Annotated in this window: 17 protein-coding genes and 1 riboswitch; of the genes, 11 read left to right on the forward strand and 6 right to left on the reverse strand. The window is 42.2% G+C overall.

Going from position 1 to position 17,434, the window contains the following annotated elements; genetic code table 11:
• Nucleotides 1–6: 6 nt before the first annotated feature.
• Nucleotides 7–441 (reverse strand): threonine/serine exporter family protein, encoded by a 435-nt coding sequence (locus ACSBOP_RS04085; protein ID WP_442604368.1) that lies wholly within the window; start codon nt 439–441, stop codon nt 7–9.
• Nucleotides 442–461: 20 nt separating this feature from the next.
• Complete coding sequence (locus ACSBOP_RS04090; RefSeq protein WP_442603194.1) at nt 462–1,220, reverse strand: threonine/serine exporter family protein; 759 nt, start codon at nt 1,218–1,220, stop codon at nt 462–464.
• A 135-nt stretch (nt 1,221–1,355) separates the two neighbouring features.
• On the opposite strand from ACSBOP_RS04090, the gene ACSBOP_RS04095 reads away from it, so the two are divergent.
• Entirely contained in the window at nt 1,356–2,342 is a 987-nt protein-coding gene (locus ACSBOP_RS04095; protein WP_442603195.1) for a Gfo/Idh/MocA family protein, read from the forward strand.
• Nucleotides 2,343–2,511: 169 nt separating this feature from the next.
• On the opposite strand, the gene ACSBOP_RS04100 is transcribed toward ACSBOP_RS04095, so the two are convergent.
• The 3 genes from ACSBOP_RS04100 to ACSBOP_RS04110 are packed head-to-tail and all read right to left on the reverse strand — an operon-like array spanning nt 2,512 to nt 4,660.
• Nucleotides 2,512–3,339, reverse strand: coding sequence for an RnfABCDGE type electron transport complex subunit D (locus ACSBOP_RS04100; RefSeq protein WP_442603196.1), 828 nt, complete (start codon nt 3,337–3,339; stop codon nt 2,512–2,514).
• Complete coding sequence (locus ACSBOP_RS04105) at nt 3,332–4,225, reverse strand: FAD:protein FMN transferase (RefSeq protein WP_442603197.1); 894 nt, start codon at nt 4,223–4,225, stop codon at nt 3,332–3,334. Before ACSBOP_RS04105 ends, ACSBOP_RS04100 begins: the two co-directional genes overlap by 8 nt.
• Nucleotides 4,226–4,237: 12 nt before the next feature.
• A complete protein-coding gene (locus ACSBOP_RS04110; protein ID WP_442603198.1) occupies nt 4,238–4,660 on the reverse strand; it encodes an FMN-binding protein in 423 nt (140 codons plus the stop codon).
• Nucleotides 4,661–4,774: 114 nt separating this feature from the next.
• Between ACSBOP_RS04110 and ACSBOP_RS04115 the strand changes: the two genes are divergently transcribed.
• The 7 genes from ACSBOP_RS04115 to treR all read left to right on the forward strand — a co-directional run bounded on the left by ACSBOP_RS04115 (nt 4,775) and on the right by treR (nt 12,079).
• The gene (locus tag ACSBOP_RS04115; RefSeq protein WP_442603199.1) at nt 4,775–5,707 is read left to right on the forward strand and encodes a metallophosphoesterase family protein; all 933 of its coding nucleotides are present in this window, start codon (nt 4,775–4,777) and stop codon (nt 5,705–5,707) included.
• An 85-nt stretch (nt 5,708–5,792) separates the two neighbouring features.
• Nucleotides 5,793–5,837, forward strand: a riboswitch (PreQ1 riboswitch).
• 167 nt (nt 5,838–6,004) lie between these two features.
• The gene (gene queC, locus ACSBOP_RS04120) at nt 6,005–6,667 is read left to right on the forward strand and encodes a 7-cyano-7-deazaguanine synthase QueC (protein WP_442603200.1); all 663 of its coding nucleotides are present in this window, start codon (nt 6,005–6,007) and stop codon (nt 6,665–6,667) included.
• Entirely contained in the window at nt 6,667–7,140 is a 474-nt protein-coding gene (gene queD / locus ACSBOP_RS04125) for a 6-carboxytetrahydropterin synthase QueD (RefSeq protein WP_442603201.1), read from the forward strand. Before queC ends, queD begins: the two co-directional genes overlap by 1 nt.
• Nucleotides 7,133–7,849 carry a 7-carboxy-7-deazaguanine synthase QueE gene (gene queE, locus ACSBOP_RS04130; RefSeq protein WP_442603202.1) on the forward strand — a complete coding sequence of 239 codons (717 nt, stop codon included), beginning with the start codon at nt 7,133–7,135 and terminating at the stop codon, nt 7,847–7,849. The genes queD and queE overlap by 8 nt, the downstream gene beginning before the upstream one ends.
• A gap of 206 nt (nt 7,850–8,055) precedes the next feature.
• On the forward strand, nt 8,056–9,498 hold the full coding sequence (gene treP / locus ACSBOP_RS04135; protein WP_442603203.1) for a PTS system trehalose-specific EIIBC component: 1,443 nt from the start codon (nt 8,056–8,058) through the stop codon (nt 9,496–9,498).
• A 29-nt stretch (nt 9,499–9,527) separates the two neighbouring features.
• Nucleotides 9,528–11,213, forward strand: a complete 1,686-nt coding sequence (treC, locus tag ACSBOP_RS04140) for an alpha,alpha-phosphotrehalase (RefSeq protein ID WP_442603204.1) — start codon at nt 9,528–9,530, stop codon at nt 11,211–11,213.
• Nucleotides 11,214–11,374: 161 nt separating this feature from the next.
• Nucleotides 11,375–12,079, forward strand: coding sequence for a trehalose operon repressor (gene treR / locus ACSBOP_RS04145; protein WP_442603205.1), 705 nt, complete (start codon nt 11,375–11,377; stop codon nt 12,077–12,079).
• A 346-nt stretch (nt 12,080–12,425) separates the two neighbouring features.
• Here treR and ACSBOP_RS04150 read toward each other — a convergent pair whose 3' ends face one another.
• The gene (locus ACSBOP_RS04150) at nt 12,426–13,826 is read right to left on the reverse strand and encodes an SEC-C metal-binding domain-containing protein (protein WP_442603206.1); all 1,401 of its coding nucleotides are present in this window, start codon (nt 13,824–13,826) and stop codon (nt 12,426–12,428) included.
• Between the two features lie 190 nt (nt 13,827–14,016).
• On the opposite strand from ACSBOP_RS04150, the gene ACSBOP_RS04155 reads away from it, so the two are divergent.
• From ACSBOP_RS04155 to ACSBOP_RS04165, 3 genes are all read left to right on the forward strand, one after another.
• Nucleotides 14,017–15,129, forward strand: coding sequence for an S-layer homology domain-containing protein (locus ACSBOP_RS04155; protein ID WP_442603207.1), 1,113 nt, complete (start codon nt 14,017–14,019; stop codon nt 15,127–15,129).
• A gap of 89 nt (nt 15,130–15,218) precedes the next feature.
• Nucleotides 15,219–16,463, forward strand: a complete 1,245-nt coding sequence (locus ACSBOP_RS04160) for an MDR family MFS transporter (RefSeq protein ID WP_442603208.1) — start codon at nt 15,219–15,221, stop codon at nt 16,461–16,463.
• A gap of 4 nt (nt 16,464–16,467) precedes the next feature.
• Nucleotides 16,468–17,400, forward strand: a complete 933-nt coding sequence (locus ACSBOP_RS04165; protein ID WP_442603209.1) for a helix-turn-helix transcriptional regulator — start codon at nt 16,468–16,470, stop codon at nt 17,398–17,400.
• The last annotated feature ends 34 nt before the right edge of the window (nt 17,401–17,434 follow it).

Consider the following 17,434-nt stretch of genomic DNA (forward strand, 5'->3'; position numbering starts at 1 on the left):
GACATACTATGAATGAGGTTTGGCGGTTATCTTACGTACCGTCTGGTTAAGCACTTCCGAGATGACAAGTCCGATTGCAATCGATCCAGAAATTAAGAAGGCTTTGGCAGCGAGCTGGATCGCTGTGTTGTAATCGTTCTCTACGAATTTGCGCATCGCATCATAAGCCAGTCCACCAGGTACAAGCGGAATAATGCCGGACACACTAAATATAATGACAGGTGTTCGGTATATTTTTGCAAATATAATGCTTATCAATCCGACAAAAAAAGTAGAAGCTAGCGTTGCTTGCACCGTATTAAAATTCGCTTGAAGCAGGATATACAACAGCCATCCCATCATACCGACGAAACCACACTGAACGAGGTATTTTCTAGGAGCGTTGAACAATATACCGAAGGCAGCAGATGCGATAAAGCTAGTAATGAGTTGCTCGATGATCACAAGATAACCTCTTCCTCTTAAAAAATTGTAAATACAAGTGCAATCCCCGTTCCAATTGCAAAAGCTGTCAGAAAAGCCTCTGCTCCCTTCGATAACCCAGATACAAGATGACCGGCCATTAAATCTCGAACAGCATTTGTAATAAGTAGCCCTGGAACTAGCGGCATCACGGACCCAATGATAATTTTATCGGCTTCATGCCCCAGCTCTGCTGTGACAAATAGGAAAGATAGTAGCCCAATAATAAATGATGCTGAGAATTCGGAGAAAAATTTGACCTCCACAAAGCGATTCATGAATAGAAACGTACAAAACCCGATTCCGCCGCACACAAGTGAAGGTAAGAAATCAAACCATGTACCTTGGAACATGATCATAAAGCAGCCGCTGGCAACGGATGCAGCAATAATCTGAAGCCATAACGAATAGGTGTGATTCGCAGCTTCTACTTGTCTAAGTTTCCGATACGCTTCATCAACAGTGATTGAACCACTGGTTAATGCCCGGGAAATACTATTCACCATATTAACTTTTTGTAAATCGGTTGTTCGATCTGTAATTCGAATGAGCTTCGCGGGCTCAGTACCGTCTGTTGAAAAAATAATGCCTGTTGGTGTGACATAGCTGTGAGAGTTTGGCATGCCGAGTGAGGTTGCCATTCGAGCCATTGTGTCTTCGACACGGTATGTTTCTCCTCCGCTTTGCAGCATGATCTTCCCTGCTAGCAGGCAAATTTCGATCAATTCAATTGTCTCTTTGTTTAGTGAGCGATTCATTTCAAACCTCTCCCCGTTCTGATAAAATGGAGTGAATTTGATCTTATCATTGTCATGATTAATCAGCAATGTCAACTTCATCTTTTATGCGGTATGATACACTATAATGACTACAGATATGAAGGAGCTGCGTATATGATTCGATTCGGTATTATAGGAACGAACTGGATTACAGACCGCTTAATTGACGCTGCACGTCAAGTGGACGATTTTGCATTGACAGCGGTTTATTCTCGAACAGAGGAGCAAGGCAAGGCTTTTCAAGAAAAACACGAGATCCCACATTTATATACGAATTTACAAGCGTTTGTTGCAAGCACTGAATTTGATGCTGTTTACATCGCAAGTCCGAATTCATTGCATGCGGAGCAAGCCATTCTCTGTATGAACCATGGTAAGCATGTGCTATGTGAGAAGCCGATCGCCTCGAATGCACGAGAGCTTAAGGCGATGATAGACGCTGCGCATCGGAATAACGTTTTACTCATGGAAGCCTTAAAGTCTACCTTGCAGCCGAATTTTAAATCGATCCAAGACAATTTGCATAAAATAGGCCCTGTTCGCCGTTACTTTGCGAGCTTTTGCCAATATTCATCACGTTATGACTCTTATAAGCAAGGCATAATCCTCAATGCATTCAATCCAGAGCTATCCAATGGCTCGATGATGGATTTAGGGATTTACTGCATTTATCCGATGGTGGCGTTGTTTGGCAAACCCGAGTATGTAAAAGCAAGCGGCGTCATGCTGGAATCGGGTGTGGATGGAGAAGGCAGCATTTTAGCCAAGTATAAGAATATGGATGCCGTTATGATGCACTCCAAAATCACGAATTCCTACCTGCCTTCAGAGATTCAAGGCGAGAACGGCAGTATCATCATTAGTAAAATCAGTCAATTGACAGACATCGAAATTCGCTATCATGACGGTACGGTTGAAGACATTTCTCTTCCTCAAGTGAGTAACACGATGTACTATGAGGTTCAACATTTTATTGAATTAATCCAAAAGGGTGAGCTGGAATCAGCTACGAATTCTTTTGCTAATTCCATGATTGTCATGGAAGTTATGGATGAGGCGAGAAGACAGTTAGGGCTGGTGTATCCGGCGGATTTACGATAATTGGTGGTTTCATGATTAATAGCAGCAGAGAAAAAAGCACTTCCGGTCGCTGTTGAAATCGTGAATTTTGAATTGATTTAATGGTACTTTCACGATTTCAAAGGCGAACACTTCGCTCCTCCAGTTGCTTTTTTCTCTTCCGTTTAACTTTTTGAACACGCTCTTAAAGCTACTTTGTGTCGAATGAACCTGAAGCAGACGTATTCCTTACCCTCTTTGACACGCTATGTTCGACTGATTTTATTTTTAAATAATGATAACAATTCCCTACCAGCAAACCTATAAATAAGTACATCAATCCCCCGAAGAGTGCATATATGGCGGCTCCGACAAGAGCAGTCAAAACTCCGAAAGCAATTTGATCTTTGTACTTCGCTGGTGATGTTGGCGGGTCTGTAAGCATCATGAAGGCAAAGAACAATGCAGCTTGAATAAAAGGTGGGCGTAAGGCGTCAGATGCATCCCCGCCATTTAGCAGGCCCATAATAAGCAAGAGAAATAAATAGGTACCCAGGAATGAAAAAACTTGGGGAAATTTATTAACTCGGTTGGTGACAGCGTACCCGCCTATCAACAGAAAAGCCATCATCCAAACAGGGAGATCAGCGAATGCTCCCCACCAATTTTGCCCTGTTTTAAAAATGATGATAGACAATAGTAGACCGAAAGTCGCTGGATTAAAGATCGGCTTCTTCTTATGAACGAGTAAATGCTTCGACAAAATGGCGATAATGGACGTTGCAGCAACAACTAGCCAACTCGTAGTCGAACTTAAGATCAAAGCAATAATTAAGCCGGTGATGAGTGCACCATCAGGCCTGATTCGTTTTCTTTTCTGAAACAAGCCAAAGAGGACGTCTGTGGCAAGTGAAGCGGCGATAGCGATGATGCCATTTTTTATTCCTTTGATGTCTTGATAGCCAATGGAAGCAATTAACAGATAGGCGATCAGAGAAAGAGCGACATATCCTTTTGGAGTTTTAGCCCATTTAATCACTACAACGTACACCTCCTAATGTATGAATTTCTAACCCAGGAGTGATCAAGATTGCTTTCATTTCTTCCTGCTGAATGAATCGTTTCCCGTTCTCAAAACCTAGTAAAAAAGTAGCTGTTGAAAAGGCATCCGCCATCATGGCAAAAGGTGCGATAACACTGCAGCTGATCCAATCATGGGGCGATTGCTTGGTTTTCGGATGGATTAAATGATGCATGTTTGTTATGTTCTCGCTTTTTCGCTCATAACTTCCAGAGGTACATATAGCTTCGTTTGAAATTTCAATAGTTTGAATAATTTGATTTTTTAACAAAGGGTGCTGGATTCCAATTTTCCATGGATGTCCATGTTCATCTACTCCCCCTGCAAATAGATCTCCACCAGCATTCACCACAAATCCTTCCAGATCTTTTAATTCACTTGCTGCTAGGTCAATTGCGAATCCTTTTGCAACAGCTCCTACATCAATCGTTAACGGTTTCCGTAATAACAATGTTCGATCTTGTTCATTTAAAATGATATCGCGGTAAGTTACCGATTCGTCGAATGCACTATGAGTCCGTTCTCCCGTTAAATAATGACGATTGAATCCATGTTGTTCCATCAGTGTTCCAATGGTAGGATCGAATACTCCATCGGTTAATTTAGCTATCTCTAAAGCGAAATTAAGCGGTTGAAATAGATAAGGACTTATAGCAACGGGTTTATGAGCGTGCTTACATGCCAGCATTAATTCACTATCTGGACTGAAACGACTGCATGCGTCTTCAACCCTACGAAATGCATCGAAAGCACGATTGATTTTTTGTTCGATATATTGGTTTGATTTTTCAATTACTGTGATTTCTACTACGGTGTCCATGTATAATTTGGTTCTTTTTATCATTGATTTCACCTATTATGAGTTAAGTGCCTGGGAAAGGGCATCTTTTATGGCGTTCTGAAAAGCCTCTGTACTATAAGTAGCTCCAGATACATTGTTAACAAGTGCACTTTGTTTTTGAAGCACTTCGTTAGGCAGTCCTATCACGTCGCTTTCAGAGTAATGCATGGCAAAATGACTAATTTCAACATCGGTAATCTTATCGTTCTTAATCGCGACGGTGACTTGTATGGAACCACGTCGATTATTTCCTGTTCCAGTAAAAGTTCCATTTTTATATATGGCTTTGATTTGGGACATTTGTGTGGATTGTGCTTGCTGCGATGAATGTGCAAGCAAGGCATTTGCTTGAGGCTCAGTTATCAAGTAACCAGTCGTGTAAATGGCTCCAATAGCTGCCGTACATAGGGTGATCCATTTTTTGTTCATTTTTGCCATCCAAACTCCCCCTATTTTTAGCCATCCATTCTCCCTCTATTAAAGTATAGAACACATAGATTAAAATAATCTTAAACTTTCTTGATTTCACTCATCCACTGGAGGGATAGCGCGATGAAGCAGCTTTTACAATTCAGTAAGGACGGTACGTTCACGATTGTCCAATTTACAGACATTCATTGGAAAAATGGCGATGAGAAAGATCAGAAGACGAAGGCATTAATGGAACGAGTCATTCAAGCTGAGCAGCCAGACCTCATTGTATTTACGGGTGATGTGATTGAAAGTGAGTTTTGTACGAATCCGGAGCAGTCTTTTCGTGATGCGGTCGCAACAGCCGAGAAGAGTGAGATTCCATGGGCTGCCGTATTTGGCAATCATGATTCGGAAGTGAATATCAAGCGTGAGCGATTGTTGGAAATTCAGATGGAGCATACCTATTCGTATGCTGCCAATCAGGCTGGAATAAGTGGATTCGGAAATTATGTACTTCCAATTATAGATCAATCGGGTTCCGGCAAAATAGAAGCCTTGCTTTATATGTTAGACAGTGGCGACTATTCCACACATCCCAATGTGGATGGTTATGCATGGATTAAGCGCGATCAAATTGATTGGTATTGCAAGCAATCTCAAAGTTTCACGCAGCGTAATGGAGGCAAGCCGCTTCCAGCCTTGGCATTCTTCCATATTCCACTCTTAGAATATCAATTAGTTTGGGATACACATACTTGCTATGGGCAAAAAGGTGAGCGGGTGTGCGGATCACTTGTTAATTCAGGGATGTTCGCAGCGATGCTGGAGATGGGGGATGTGATGGGGACGTTCGTCGGTCACGATCATATTAACGATTATTGGGGAGAGATGTGTGGGATTCGTCTTACATATGGGCGAGCAACGGGTTATAACACGTATGGAAAAGAAGGTTTTAAGCGTGGAGCACGCATCATTCGCTTAAGGCAGGGAGAGCGAGATTTCGAGTCGGTCTTGCATCTGGATGATGGCACGGTTGTAGCGTTTCAGCCTGAGCATGAGCCAGGCTCCTAATCATTTGGTGAAAGTTGGATAAGTGTCGAAAGTGTATATTATATGTTATGATGAAGGACGTACAAAAGAAAATTCATACAGGCGTATGAACGAGGTTCGCAATCCTCCCTCGATAAAAAACTAGGTGAATACGATCGCTGCGGCGCATCGTTGTATTTGGTTATGTAGAGGGATTGCTTATGAGCAGTCCCTTTTTGTGTGCGGCTATTTCGTGCTGCATAAGACCACAATTTATCGATATTCGGGTGTATTTCGAACACTTTTCTTTGACCATTTGGAGAAGGAAGTGTTAAACACATGAAGAATGAAAAAGCAGTTGTTGTATTTAGTGGCGGACAAGACAGTACAACTTGTTTGTTCTGGGCCAAGCAAAATTTTGCAGAAGTCGAAGTTATTACATTTGACTACAATCAGCGCCACGCTGAAGAGATTATGTGCGCGAAGGAAATTGCGCAAGATTTGAATGTGGAGCAGACGATTCTGAACATGTCGTTATTGAATCAATTAGCTCCTAATGCATTGACTCGTCAAGACATTGATATTACGGAAAAAGAAGGCGAGCTGCCTTCCACATTCGTAGATGGTCGCAATCTATTGTTCCTGACGTTCGCGGCTATTGCGGCGAAACAGAAGGGTGCAAGACATCTGATTACAGGCGTGTGTGAAACGGATTTTAGCGGCTATCCAGATTGTCGGGATGTGTTTGTGAAGTCACTTAATGTGACGCTAAATTTATCAATGGATTATCCATTTGTCATTCACACCCCGCTCATGTGGCTGAATAAAGCAGAGACTTGGAAGCTTGCCGATGAATTGGGCGCTTTTGACTATGTCCGTGAGAAAACATTAACTTGCTACAACGGAATCAAGGGTGAAGGCTGCAAAGAGTGCCCAGCTTGTAAGTTACGTAATCAAGGATTGGAACAGTACATGTCAGAAAAAAGTGAGATGAACCGCTAATGGTAGGTACTTTCCGAATTGTAGATAAGCTGCAGAAGTTGGATGAGGATATTAAGCGAGATCAATTAAAATATCATAAGAAACGCGTGCTGGTCAGCAAAGAATTTACGTTCGATGCGGCACATCACCTGCATGCCTATGAAGGGAAATGTAAAAACCTACACGGGCATACGTATAAGGTGATTTTCGGGATCAGTGGGTATGTGAATGAAATCGGGATAATGATCGATTTTGGTGATATTAAGCAGTTGTGGAAAGAACAAATTGAAGTTTATTTGGATCATCAATACTTGAATGAAACATTACCTTGTATGAATACAACAGCTGAGAATATGGTTGTCTGGATTTACGAGCAGATGGCTGCTGCCCTGCCAACGAATAATGAATTAGCTGCGAGAGTGGAATTCGTGAAGCTCTACGAGACACCGACAAGCTATGCGGAAGCGAGACGGGAGTGGATGATCGATGCGTAGCATTCCTGTACTAGAGATTTTTGGGCCGACTGTGCAAGGAGAGGGAATGGCTATTGGTCAGAAGACGATGTTCGTACGTACTGCTGGCTGTGATTATCGCTGCTCGTGGTGTGACTCGGCATTTACGTGGGACGGATCAGCCAAAGATGACATCCGTATGATGCGTGCTGAGGAGATATGGGAAGAGCTGTATCAGCTAGGTGGCGATAACTTTGCTTATGTTACTTTCTCAGGCGGTAATCCGCTTTTATTGCCCCAGGCTGCTGCATTAATCGATTTACTTAAAGCCAAAGGCATTCGCATCGGTGTGGAGACGCAGGGGACGATGTGGCAGGATTGGTTGACGAATATTGATGATATTACGTTATCCCCTAAACCACCAAGTTCCGGAATGACCACCGACTGGGCGAAGCTGGATGCCATTATTGCGAAAGTAAAGGATCAGAACGTGAGTCTCAAAGTCGTCGTGTTCGATGATACGGATTTTGAATATGCCAAAGAAGTACATGGTCGTTATCCGGGAATTCCATTTTATGTACAGGTTGGCAATGATGATACGAAGGCAGTAGATGATAAGCAGGTTGCATTGCATTTGATCGCACGTTATGAAACGTTGATCGAGCGGGCACTTCATGCACCTGAGATGAATCAAGTTCGTGTCCTGCCGCAGCTTCATGCACTGGTGTGGGGCAACAAAAAAGGGGTTTAGTAGCGATTATAGCGAGATCATAAATGAGTGCGATCCTTGGTTATCCAAGGGTCGCTTTTTGCATAATAAAAGGATACTGCCTACTAGTAAATATTACAACTTATATATATAAGTATTGACACACTCGTATATACGAGTTATATTATTATCTGAAAGCGCATACAGCATTTCATAACCATCATTACTTGATTGAAGGAGGCAGCCCCATGAGTAAGAACTATAGGGATACTGCAATAGAAATTTTAGAACATATAGGTGGAAAGGATAACATTGAACAGGCGGCACACTGTGTGACTAGACTGCGCATTGCACTAAAGGATGACAGCAAGATCAACACAGATAAATTACTAGAAATTCCTCTTGTTAAAGGCGCTTTTCATAACGCGGGTGTATTTCAGATCGTAATCGGACCTGTTGATGTGGAGCGAGTGTATGCAGAGCTTGTGGACCTTACGCAGATTGCAAAAGCGACAATTGCTGATGTAAAGACATCAGGATCTAAGAAGCTAAATCCACTTCAGAAGTTAGTGAAAATTTTCTCTGATGTATTCATGCCAATTCTTCCTGCAATTATTACGGCCGGTTTATTAATGGGTCTGAACAATTTGATCGGAGCCAAAGACTTATTTTTCGAAGGTAAAAATTTATTAGAAGTGTATCCGAGCCTTGAGGGGCTATGGGGCATTATCAATATGATGGCGAACACGTCATTCGTCTTCTTACCGGCTCTTGTCGGCTGGTCCGCAACGAAGCGATTCGGCGGAAGTGAAATTCTCGGTATGGTGCTTGGGCTTTTACTCGTACATCCAGACTTGCTTAATGCGTGGAACTACGGGCAAGCTGCAGCAGGTATTGACGGTCAATCCATTCCGCACTTTAACATTCTTGGATTATTTGAAATTGAAAAGGTTGGTTATCAGGGTCAAATTTTACCTGTACTTGTTGCAGCCTTTGTTTTAAGCAAAATTGAACTTTGGCTTCGTAAAAAGGTTCACAGTTCCATTCAATTGTTAGTCGTTCCTATCACATCGATTGTTGTAACTGGTTTCCTTGCACTTGGTATTATTGGACCGATTACGCGTTTGATCGGGAATTATATTACAGACGGTATCGTCCTTATTTTTGATGTTGCTCCTGTTGTAGGTGCTGTAATCTTCGGTGCTCTTTATGCGCCTCTGGTTATTACGGGGATGCATCATATGTTTATTGCGATTGATCTTCAATTGATCTCTCAAACAGGCGGGACATTCATATGGCCGATGATCGCGTTATCCAACATCGCACAAGGTAGTGCAGCACTCGCGATGTTCTGGATTGCGAAAAACCAAAATGATAAAAGTATGGCATCAACTTCAGCACTTTCGGCTTACTTTGGTATTACAGAACCTGCGATGTTCGGTGTGAATTTACGTAATAAATTCCCGTTCTATGCAGCCATTATCGGTTCCGCAATCGCAGCAATCTTTATTACGCTTATGGGCGTTCTTGCTGCTGGGGTTGGGGTTGGCGGTCTGCCAGGATTTATTTCAATCATTCCTAAACACATCCCGATGTTCTTAATCGGAATGGTCATTGCGATTATCGTTCCATTCACCCTCACTTTCCTGTTCTCGAAGTCCAAAAAGCTAGGTAAACGTGAGTTAAGTTAACGTTTTGTAGAAATAAGAGGTGAACAACCATGACTAACATCAAATATCCGGATTGGAAAAAATCCGTTATTTATCAAATCTATCCGAAGAGCTTCCGTAGTGCGCATCAGCGTGCTACGGGGGATATCCAAGGTATTATTGAGAAGCTTGATTACTTGGCAGGTCTTGGCGTAGATTACTTGTGGATTACCCCTATCTATACATCGCCGCAGCATGATAACGGCTATGATGTGAGTGATTATTATGCCATTGATGAAAGTTATGGGACGATGGCAGATTTCGATCAGCTCATTGCGGAAGCGAAGGCACGCGGCCTTGGTATTATGATGGATATTGTGGTGAATCACTCCTCCACGGAGCACGATTGGTTTAAAGAGGCTCGCAGTGGTCGGGATAATCCATACCGTGACTACTATATTTGGCAGGATAATCCCAATAATTGGGAATCAAAATTTGGTGGATCAGCATGGAAATACGATGAACTTACCGAACAATACTATTTACATTTATTCGACGAGACGCAAGCTGATCTGAACTGGGAAAATGAAAAATTGCGCCATGATGTCTATGAGATGATGCGTTTTTGGGTGAACAAAGGTGTATCCGGCTTCCGACTTGATGTCATTAATCTTATTTCCAAAAATAATGTATTTCCCGATGATCTAGCTGGTGATGGTCGAATCCATTATACAGATGGTCCGCATGTACACGAATATTTGCAAGAAATGAATCGTGAAGTATTCGAGGGTCATGAGGTCATTACAGTTGGTGAGATGTCTTCTACATCGATTGATAATTGTATACGCTACTCCAATCCAGATCGGAAGGAATTGTCGATGACATTCAGCTTCCATCATCTTAAAGTTGATTATCCGGGTGGAGAAAAATGGGTGAAGGCGCCTTTCGATTTCTTCATGCTTAAGCAAATCATGTCTGACTGGCAAGTCGGGATGCAAGAGGGCGGTGGTTGGAACGCTGTGTTCTGGTGTAACCATGATCAGCCGCGGATCGTCTCTCGCTTCGGTAATGATGGGCCCTATCGCGAGCATTCCGCTAAGATGCTTGCAACGGCGCTGCATATGCTGCAAGGAACTCCGTATATTTATCAGGGTGAAGAAATTGGAATGACGAACCCGAATTTTGACCAGATTGAAGATTATCGGGACGTCGAAACTCATAATATGTATGCGTTGAAACGTCAAGAAGGAGTGGCGGAGGAAGAAGTCATGGCTGCCATTCGTCAGAAATCCCGTGATAATTCACGCACCCCGATGCAGTGGGATGCTTCTAGACATGCAGGCTTCTCAGAAGCAACGCCTTGGATGAACGTTGTGTCCAATTATCGTGAAATTAATGTAGAGCAAGCATTACGTAATGAAGACTCCGTTCTTCATCATTACAAGAAACTCATTGCTTTGCGTAAAACGGTGGATGCCGTCACAAGTGGCTCATATGCCATTGTTTGTGCGGATCACCCCGAAGTTTGGGCTTATACGCGAAAAGCAGAGAATGAAATACTGTTTGTCGTCAATAACTTTTATGGGAATGAAACTACGATAGATTGGAGCGGTGAAGCCGAACTGCTCGCCAATTTTCGTGAGCTAGACGCTGAAGTAATTTTATCTAATTACGAAAATTCGGCATGCCCAACTGCGGGGGCTTATACACTTCGTCCTTACGAATCCATCATATTCCGATTCAAATCTCGTGCTTAAGTGCGACATGCTTTGAATCTACTTAGCAAAGAACCGCCTCAAGAGAAGCGGTTCTTTGCGCTTCATAGCGTTTGTTCAATAAGTGTCATTTATATCACGGGCTCATTTTGTGGTACGATAGAGTTAAACTTGTTTAACGGATGAAATGGGGGCTCACGCAGATGACGAAATACGAAATCATCATGGATGTGGTCGTCCAGAAGATCGAAGCGGGCAAATGGAAAGAAGGCCATAAAATTCCGTCCGAGACAGAACTAATGGATGAGTATGAAGCAAGTCGAGGCACGGTGCGAAAAGCAGTTGATTTACTGCAAGAACGAGGATATGTACAGAAGATTCATGGCAAAGGCGTCTTTGTGCTGCGCAAGAAAAATATTGAATTCCGCTTTGGCGGCATAGTCAGCTTCGCGGAAGAAAATATACGGCTAAATCGAAAGTTCCAGACGCGAGTTGTTGAAATGGATGATTTTCCAGCGGATAAAGAACTTGCAAAACTGCTAAGCGTCAAAGCGAAGACGAATGTAACACGGATCAAGCGGGTTAGGCATGTGGATGGCGAAAATGTCATTCTTGATATTAATCATTTTGTCTCGGAACTTATTCCTGGCTTAACACAGCAAATTGGTGAAGCATCCATCTATGCCTATATTGAGAAAATACTCGGGCTGCACATCAGCTATGCACAGCGTGTCATTGAAGTACAGCCATGTACGGAAGATGACTGTAAATATTTGGATTTAAATGGAACGGACTATGTCGTAGTCGTCAAAAATTACACGCACCTGTATGATGGCAGGCAGTTCGAATATACCGAGTCCCGGCATCGATTGGATAAGTTTTATTTCTCTGATGTAGCACGGAGATAGTGCGCCTTAATCTGGAATGACAATAGGAGCTGCCCGTTTTCTTGGGACCGCTCCTATTTTTGTTTTGTCCTATTTATTTTATCCCATAGACTCGATTTTCTTCGGTGCTTCATAGATCGTGGGATAAAAGAAGAAAGTTCCTCTGAAGGGGGTAATTCCGGAGATTTTGAAACAATCATGCTATCATCTTTGGATAGTAACATTCGCAGTTCTTCCTCTGTTAAAATATCACGCGACAGCATCTGACTCCATACCCCTTTTCATCCTAATTTTCCAGTATTTCCATTATACACAAAAAGCCAAGTTCGTCATAGCGACCTTGGCTAATGAATAGCTTTGAGCAATCTTACTTCAGTTTACGCGTAACCCACTTGATGAGATCCGGTTGCAAGTTCCAGAGATGAATGTGGCCTTGTACATAGTGAATCGCTTCGCTATCATCGCCGTATCCCATGAATTCTGGTGTCTTACGTGGAATTTTCTTATCGCCAGTTAAATAGGCAGCAACATGTGGATTCTGAGCAGCAGCATCTTTCCAGAGGGAGGTTAACTGCTTGGTAATGCCTTGTCGTTCAAAATGAATCAACATACGATTGAAGTTCATGTTTGCACAATCGTCATCTTTATACTGTTGAAGGAGTTGTTCTGCTTTATAAGTCTGCTTCGTGCTTAAATAAGCCGTTAGAAGCAAGTAACGAACGCCTTGGTTATCGCTGTGATTGAGCGTTAACATGTGTTCATAATGCATGATGGCTTCACGCATATGACCTAATTGATGGCACATTTGTGCATAGCCGATCTTAGCACGCATATAAGGACGAGTAGATACAATTCCCCAGAAATGTCCCGTATTTAACTCAAAGCTTGCAGCACCTAGCTCTTGTTCTGCTACATGCATCCCCTTTAAGTATAATTCCAAAGCTTCTTCTACTTGTGTGGATGCCTTTGCTAGAATCGTATACGCATCAGCACTGTTTGGATATAGAGCTAAAGCTTTTTTTGCTAGTTCCGTACGCGTCTCGATATCGGACTCTTTCCATGCATCGTAAAGGCAAGCTTGTGCTTCTTCTTTGCTTGTCATTTTCGTCTGGTTAGCTGCAGCAGGCTCATTCATAAGCCGGTCAATAAATGAGGCCGTTTTGATCTTACTTGCAGCATGGTTAGAGGTACCTTCGAACAATTGCTGCACCTGCATCAAATCCTGCTCCGTGATCGGAAGGCGAGCTAATGGATTATTCTCTTCGATTTCATTTCTATTGCCGTAATCTACGACTTCCATATATTCAATTACCTGTTGGAAGCGCTGTGAAATGGTACCGGAAGACACGTCATATTTTTCAGCTAAATGAGATTGTGTAATTTGGTTATGCGTATATTCCTGGGCAATGTAGTATTCGATTGCAGCTGCGAAAGCCCCTTCTTTACGAATGACAGGCTCTGTATCATTGACATAGGAATGCCACAAGAAAACGGCTTCTGTAATATATTTCCAATCATATACACCTGTCATTTGCGCAAATAGGTGTTCAGCGGTCGTTTTATATTGAGGCTGTTTCCAATTTAACTGGGTATCGATCAAGTCTTGGACCATTTTTTCTGTGAATTTAGTTGATCCAGATTTACCCGGCATAAAGGCAACAGTCGGTATAATGTTATGCATTTGATCATTTTCAAGACAGCAGCGTTTGTATTTTTTTTTGCTGCCGCATGGACATGGATCATTTCTACTTACTCGGTGGATGATCATACACCTCCAATGTTTGATAAAAAAATTAGGCACATGTCATTATACCATTACTTATTTTTTTGTGAACTAGGAGAGATCGGTATCTAAGCATGATCTAGACTACCATTTTATACCTGATGTAATTATTTTGGAAATTTTATAAAATATGTCTTGGAAAACAATTGCAACTAGAGAAGGAGAAGAGAAACAAATGAAAAAATGGTTATTGAGCGTAGCTGTGCTTGCTATGGTTACAACTGCTGTACCAACAGGTGCATTAGCTGCGGAAAACAAAGACGAACAACTGAAGGTAGACCCAAGATTACAATATTTTGCTGAGGACATGATGAATCATTGGGCAACGAATACGATGATTGATCTTGTACAAGCAGATGTACTTAAAGGTTACGAAGAAAATGGCGTTAGATTAATTAAACCTGAAGGAAACGTGACACGAGCAGAGTTCGTCGCTATCTTGCTTCGCGCTGCTGATGTGAAGATCGAAGCTTCCGAAACGCGGTTTGAAGATTCTACAAAAGAAGATTGGTTCCATGATACGGTTGCTACAGCAAGTAAGCTTGGCATCGTTGCAGGTAAGAGCGAAACAAAGTTTGCACCGAATGAATCCATTACTCGCGCAGAAGTTTCAGCAATTATGAATCGATTCTTTGAAAAAACGATTTCGTTTGATGGACAGGCTGTAGCGTTTAAAGACATTCAAGATCACTGGGCAAAAGCGGACATTGAGCAGATCAGCAAAGCTGGCGTAGTTGTGGGTTATGGTGATGAGTTCAGACCAGAGAACAATGCAACAAGAGCAGAAGCAGCAAGCATGATTGAGCGTGCGCTTCATAAGGAGCAGAAGTCACTTCCCGACACAGAAATATTTATTAAAAAGATGAATGATTCAAACGATGTCACCAAGAAATTAATTGAATCCAAAGATCTAGAAGCAGGATACAAATATTATGCAGAAGAAACAATGGGCTATGAAGCTGCTTCTGGTGAAGTCGGGTTGGAAGTTTTTAAAAAGCTATTCGAACAAGATATTAAAGCAGAGGCTACATTCTTAGGCGATCTGAAGACTGAGGTTGCTTATGTTTCTGATCGCTATGCAGCGATTAAAGTGAGTGGGCTTGAAGTGGAGTGGAAAATTGGCAATGAAGATAAGAGTCTAACTCAGAAATTTAAAATTGAAGATACATTCAAGTTCCGTAAAGTGAACGGAGTTTGGAAACTATATGGAGATAAAGATTTGTACCAAAAATTGGCAGATCAACTATTCTCTGAAGAAGGTCCAGATTCGGGAATCGAAGCAGAATAATAGCGAGTATTTTTATTGAAGGGCTTCAAATTTTGAAGCCCTTTTAGTAATATAGAAATATACGTTCGTATTCGTAGAGAGGTGAACACATGGGTGTAAATGTTAGAAAATTCTTTAAATTAGGAGGATTCCACCCTGTTGCCTGGGGTCTCATCATTGGAACTTTTCTCTCTCGCACGGGATTCTTTATGACCATTCCCTTCTTAGCTATCTATCTGGGTAAGGTCAAAGGAATTGATCCAGCTACAGTCGGGGCGATTCTTGCCGTGAGCTTATTCATTGGGACATTAACTAGCTTTATTGGTGGTGCTCTTTCAGATCTATTTGGCCGATATCCGGTGATGATTATTTCGATGGCGTTATGGAGCTTAGTTCTCCTTGGATTTGCTTATGCAGAAGAGACGTGGATGTTCTTCGTACTTAATGCACTTAACGGTATTTTCAGAAGCGTGTTCGAGCCGACGGCAAGGGCACTGCTTGCAGATGTAACGACCGAAGAACGCCGTGCAGATGTATTTAATGCGAGATATTTTGCAATTAATGTGGGTGGAACGATTGGTCCTTTAATCGGTCTCAAGCTTGGCATGGGAGGGAGTTCTTCTCAGTTGCCGTTTTTTGTGAGTGCTTCTATATTTGCCTTCTATACGGTAGTCTTGATTGGGTACTCGCTCAAATATAAAGAAGAAAAGTACGAGAAATCCGATTCCATACGAATGAATCAGATGATTCGGATTGTGTTCACAGATAAAGTATTCCTGTATTTTCTGCTGGGTAACATTTTCGTAGCAGGTGCCTACTCGAATCTGAACGGGACATTGTCACAATACATTGGACATTACAGTGTCGATACATTTTCATTCCTATACATAATAAACACAATTACCGTGCTTGTGCTGCAATATCCAATCGTGAAGATCATGAAGCGATATTCTTCCCTAACGGCCTTAAAGCTGGGCTGTATTTTATTCGGAATCGGGCTGTTTGGATTTGGGTTGACACAGAATATGATATGGCTTGCAGTTGCCATGGTTTTATTTACAGTAGGTGAGATATTAGCTTTTGTTATCGGCGATGTGTTAATTGGAGAAATTGCACCGCAGCATTTAAGAGGCACATACTATGGGGCGGCAGGATTCATGTTTATCGGGCAAAGCGCATGCGTCTGGCTCGGCGGCTATTTATTGCAAGTGCTCGGTTATAACCAAGGTCCGCTTTTATTCGGAATCTTGATGGTGCTATCTTTCGTCGCCTACCCATTTTTCAGTATGGGCCAGAGACAATGGGAGAAGAAGCAGGGGAATTCGAAATCTACTATTTTCGAAGCAGGAGGTTAAGGATATGAAGATGGATCGGCTGCTAGGCATCATAATGCTGCTCGTGAATCGGAAGCTTGTACAGGCTAAGGATTTGGCTGATATGTTCGAGGTGTCGATTCGAACGATTTATCGAGACATTGATACGATTAATCAAGCAGGGATTCCGGTTATCACCTATCAAGGTGTGAATGGGGGAATCGGCATAGCAGAGGGATATAGGCTGGATAAGAATCTGCTTACCAACAATGAGTTGGCAGCCATTGTAACAGCTCTGCAAAGCGTTTCTTCCACGCATCATAGTGCAGATAATCAGATTTTACTTGAGAAAATGAGCAGTATGATTCCAGATACACATGCAGAAGCTTTTCATTTTAAAACGAAACAATTATTTATCGATTTCGCACCATGGGGTCAGAATCAATGGCTAGAGGATAAAATTAAGCTGTTAAAAGAAGCGATTGAGCAGCTTCGGACGGTATTCTTTACGTATTGCAGCGCAAACGGAGATCTGACATCAAGGAAAGTCGAGCCGTATACACTTGTGCTTAAAAGTCAAAAATGGTATTTGTACGCTTACTGTAGAGAGCGTCATGATTTCCGCTTTTTTAAATTGTTTCGGATGAAAGATTTGAAGATCGAAGACACGGGATTTATACGCGAGAATATTGTGATTGAGGATTTACCGTGGGACAATCGTAAGAGCGATTCAGGTGTGCGGTCGCAGATCAAGCTGCGGTTTGATGAGAAGGTGAAGCATCTGGCTGAAGAGTGGTTCGGGGTAGAGAGCTTACTTGCAGTTGAGGGTGGGAAGTATGAAGTACAAGCTTCTTTCCCAGAAGACAATTGGTTATATGGCTTCATCTTGAGCTTTGGACCGAACGTTGAAGTGATGGAACCTGAACATCTACGCAAGAAGATCAAGAGCATTGTTGGCGAGATTCAAGCCTTGTATTAAATGATTGCAAAGAAATCTAGTAAACCTGACACTC

This window comes from Paenibacillus sp. KN14-4R (genome assembly GCF_052180255.1).
Taxonomy (GTDB): domain Bacteria; phylum Bacillota; class Bacilli; order Paenibacillales; family NBRC-103111; genus Paenibacillus_AM.

What these genes read in the sequence shown, in the direction of transcription:
- queD (WP_442603201.1), top strand. Translation starts at nt 6,667, where the DNA reads ATGGTAGGTACTTTCCGAATTGTAGATAAGCTGCAGAAGTTGGATGAG.
- queC (WP_442603200.1), top strand. Translation starts at nt 6,005, where the DNA reads ATGAAGAATGAAAAAGCAGTTGTTGTATTTAGTGGCGGACAAGACAGT.
- treP (WP_442603203.1), top strand. Translation starts at nt 8,056, where the DNA reads ATGAGTAAGAACTATAGGGATACTGCAATAGAAATTTTAGAACATATA.
- treR (WP_442603205.1), top strand. Translation starts at nt 11,375, where the DNA reads ATGACGAAATACGAAATCATCATGGATGTGGTCGTCCAGAAGATCGAA.
- ACSBOP_RS04115 (WP_442603199.1), top strand. Translation starts at nt 4,775, where the DNA reads ATGAAGCAGCTTTTACAATTCAGTAAGGACGGTACGTTCACGATTGTC.
- ACSBOP_RS04105 (WP_442603197.1), bottom strand. Translation starts at nt 4,225, where the DNA reads ATGATAAAAAGAACCAAATTATACATGGACACCGTAGTAGAAATCACA.
- ACSBOP_RS04160 (WP_442603208.1), top strand. Translation starts at nt 15,219, where the DNA reads ATGGGTGTAAATGTTAGAAAATTCTTTAAATTAGGAGGATTCCACCCT.
- ACSBOP_RS04095 (WP_442603195.1), top strand. Translation starts at nt 1,356, where the DNA reads ATGATTCGATTCGGTATTATAGGAACGAACTGGATTACAGACCGCTTA.
- treC (WP_442603204.1), top strand. Translation starts at nt 9,528, where the DNA reads ATGACTAACATCAAATATCCGGATTGGAAAAAATCCGTTATTTATCAA.
- ACSBOP_RS04110 (WP_442603198.1), bottom strand. Translation starts at nt 4,660, where the DNA reads ATGGCAAAAATGAACAAAAAATGGATCACCCTATGTACGGCAGCTATT.
- ACSBOP_RS04090 (WP_442603194.1), bottom strand. Translation starts at nt 1,220, where the DNA reads ATGAATCGCTCACTAAACAAAGAGACAATTGAATTGATCGAAATTTGC.
- queE (WP_442603202.1), top strand. Translation starts at nt 7,133, where the DNA reads ATGCGTAGCATTCCTGTACTAGAGATTTTTGGGCCGACTGTGCAAGGA.
- ACSBOP_RS04165 (WP_442603209.1), top strand. Translation starts at nt 16,468, where the DNA reads ATGAAGATGGATCGGCTGCTAGGCATCATAATGCTGCTCGTGAATCGG.
- ACSBOP_RS04150 (WP_442603206.1), bottom strand. Translation starts at nt 13,826, where the DNA reads ATGATCATCCACCGAGTAAGTAGAAATGATCCATGTCCATGCGGCAGC.
- ACSBOP_RS04155 (WP_442603207.1), top strand. Translation starts at nt 14,017, where the DNA reads ATGAAAAAATGGTTATTGAGCGTAGCTGTGCTTGCTATGGTTACAACT.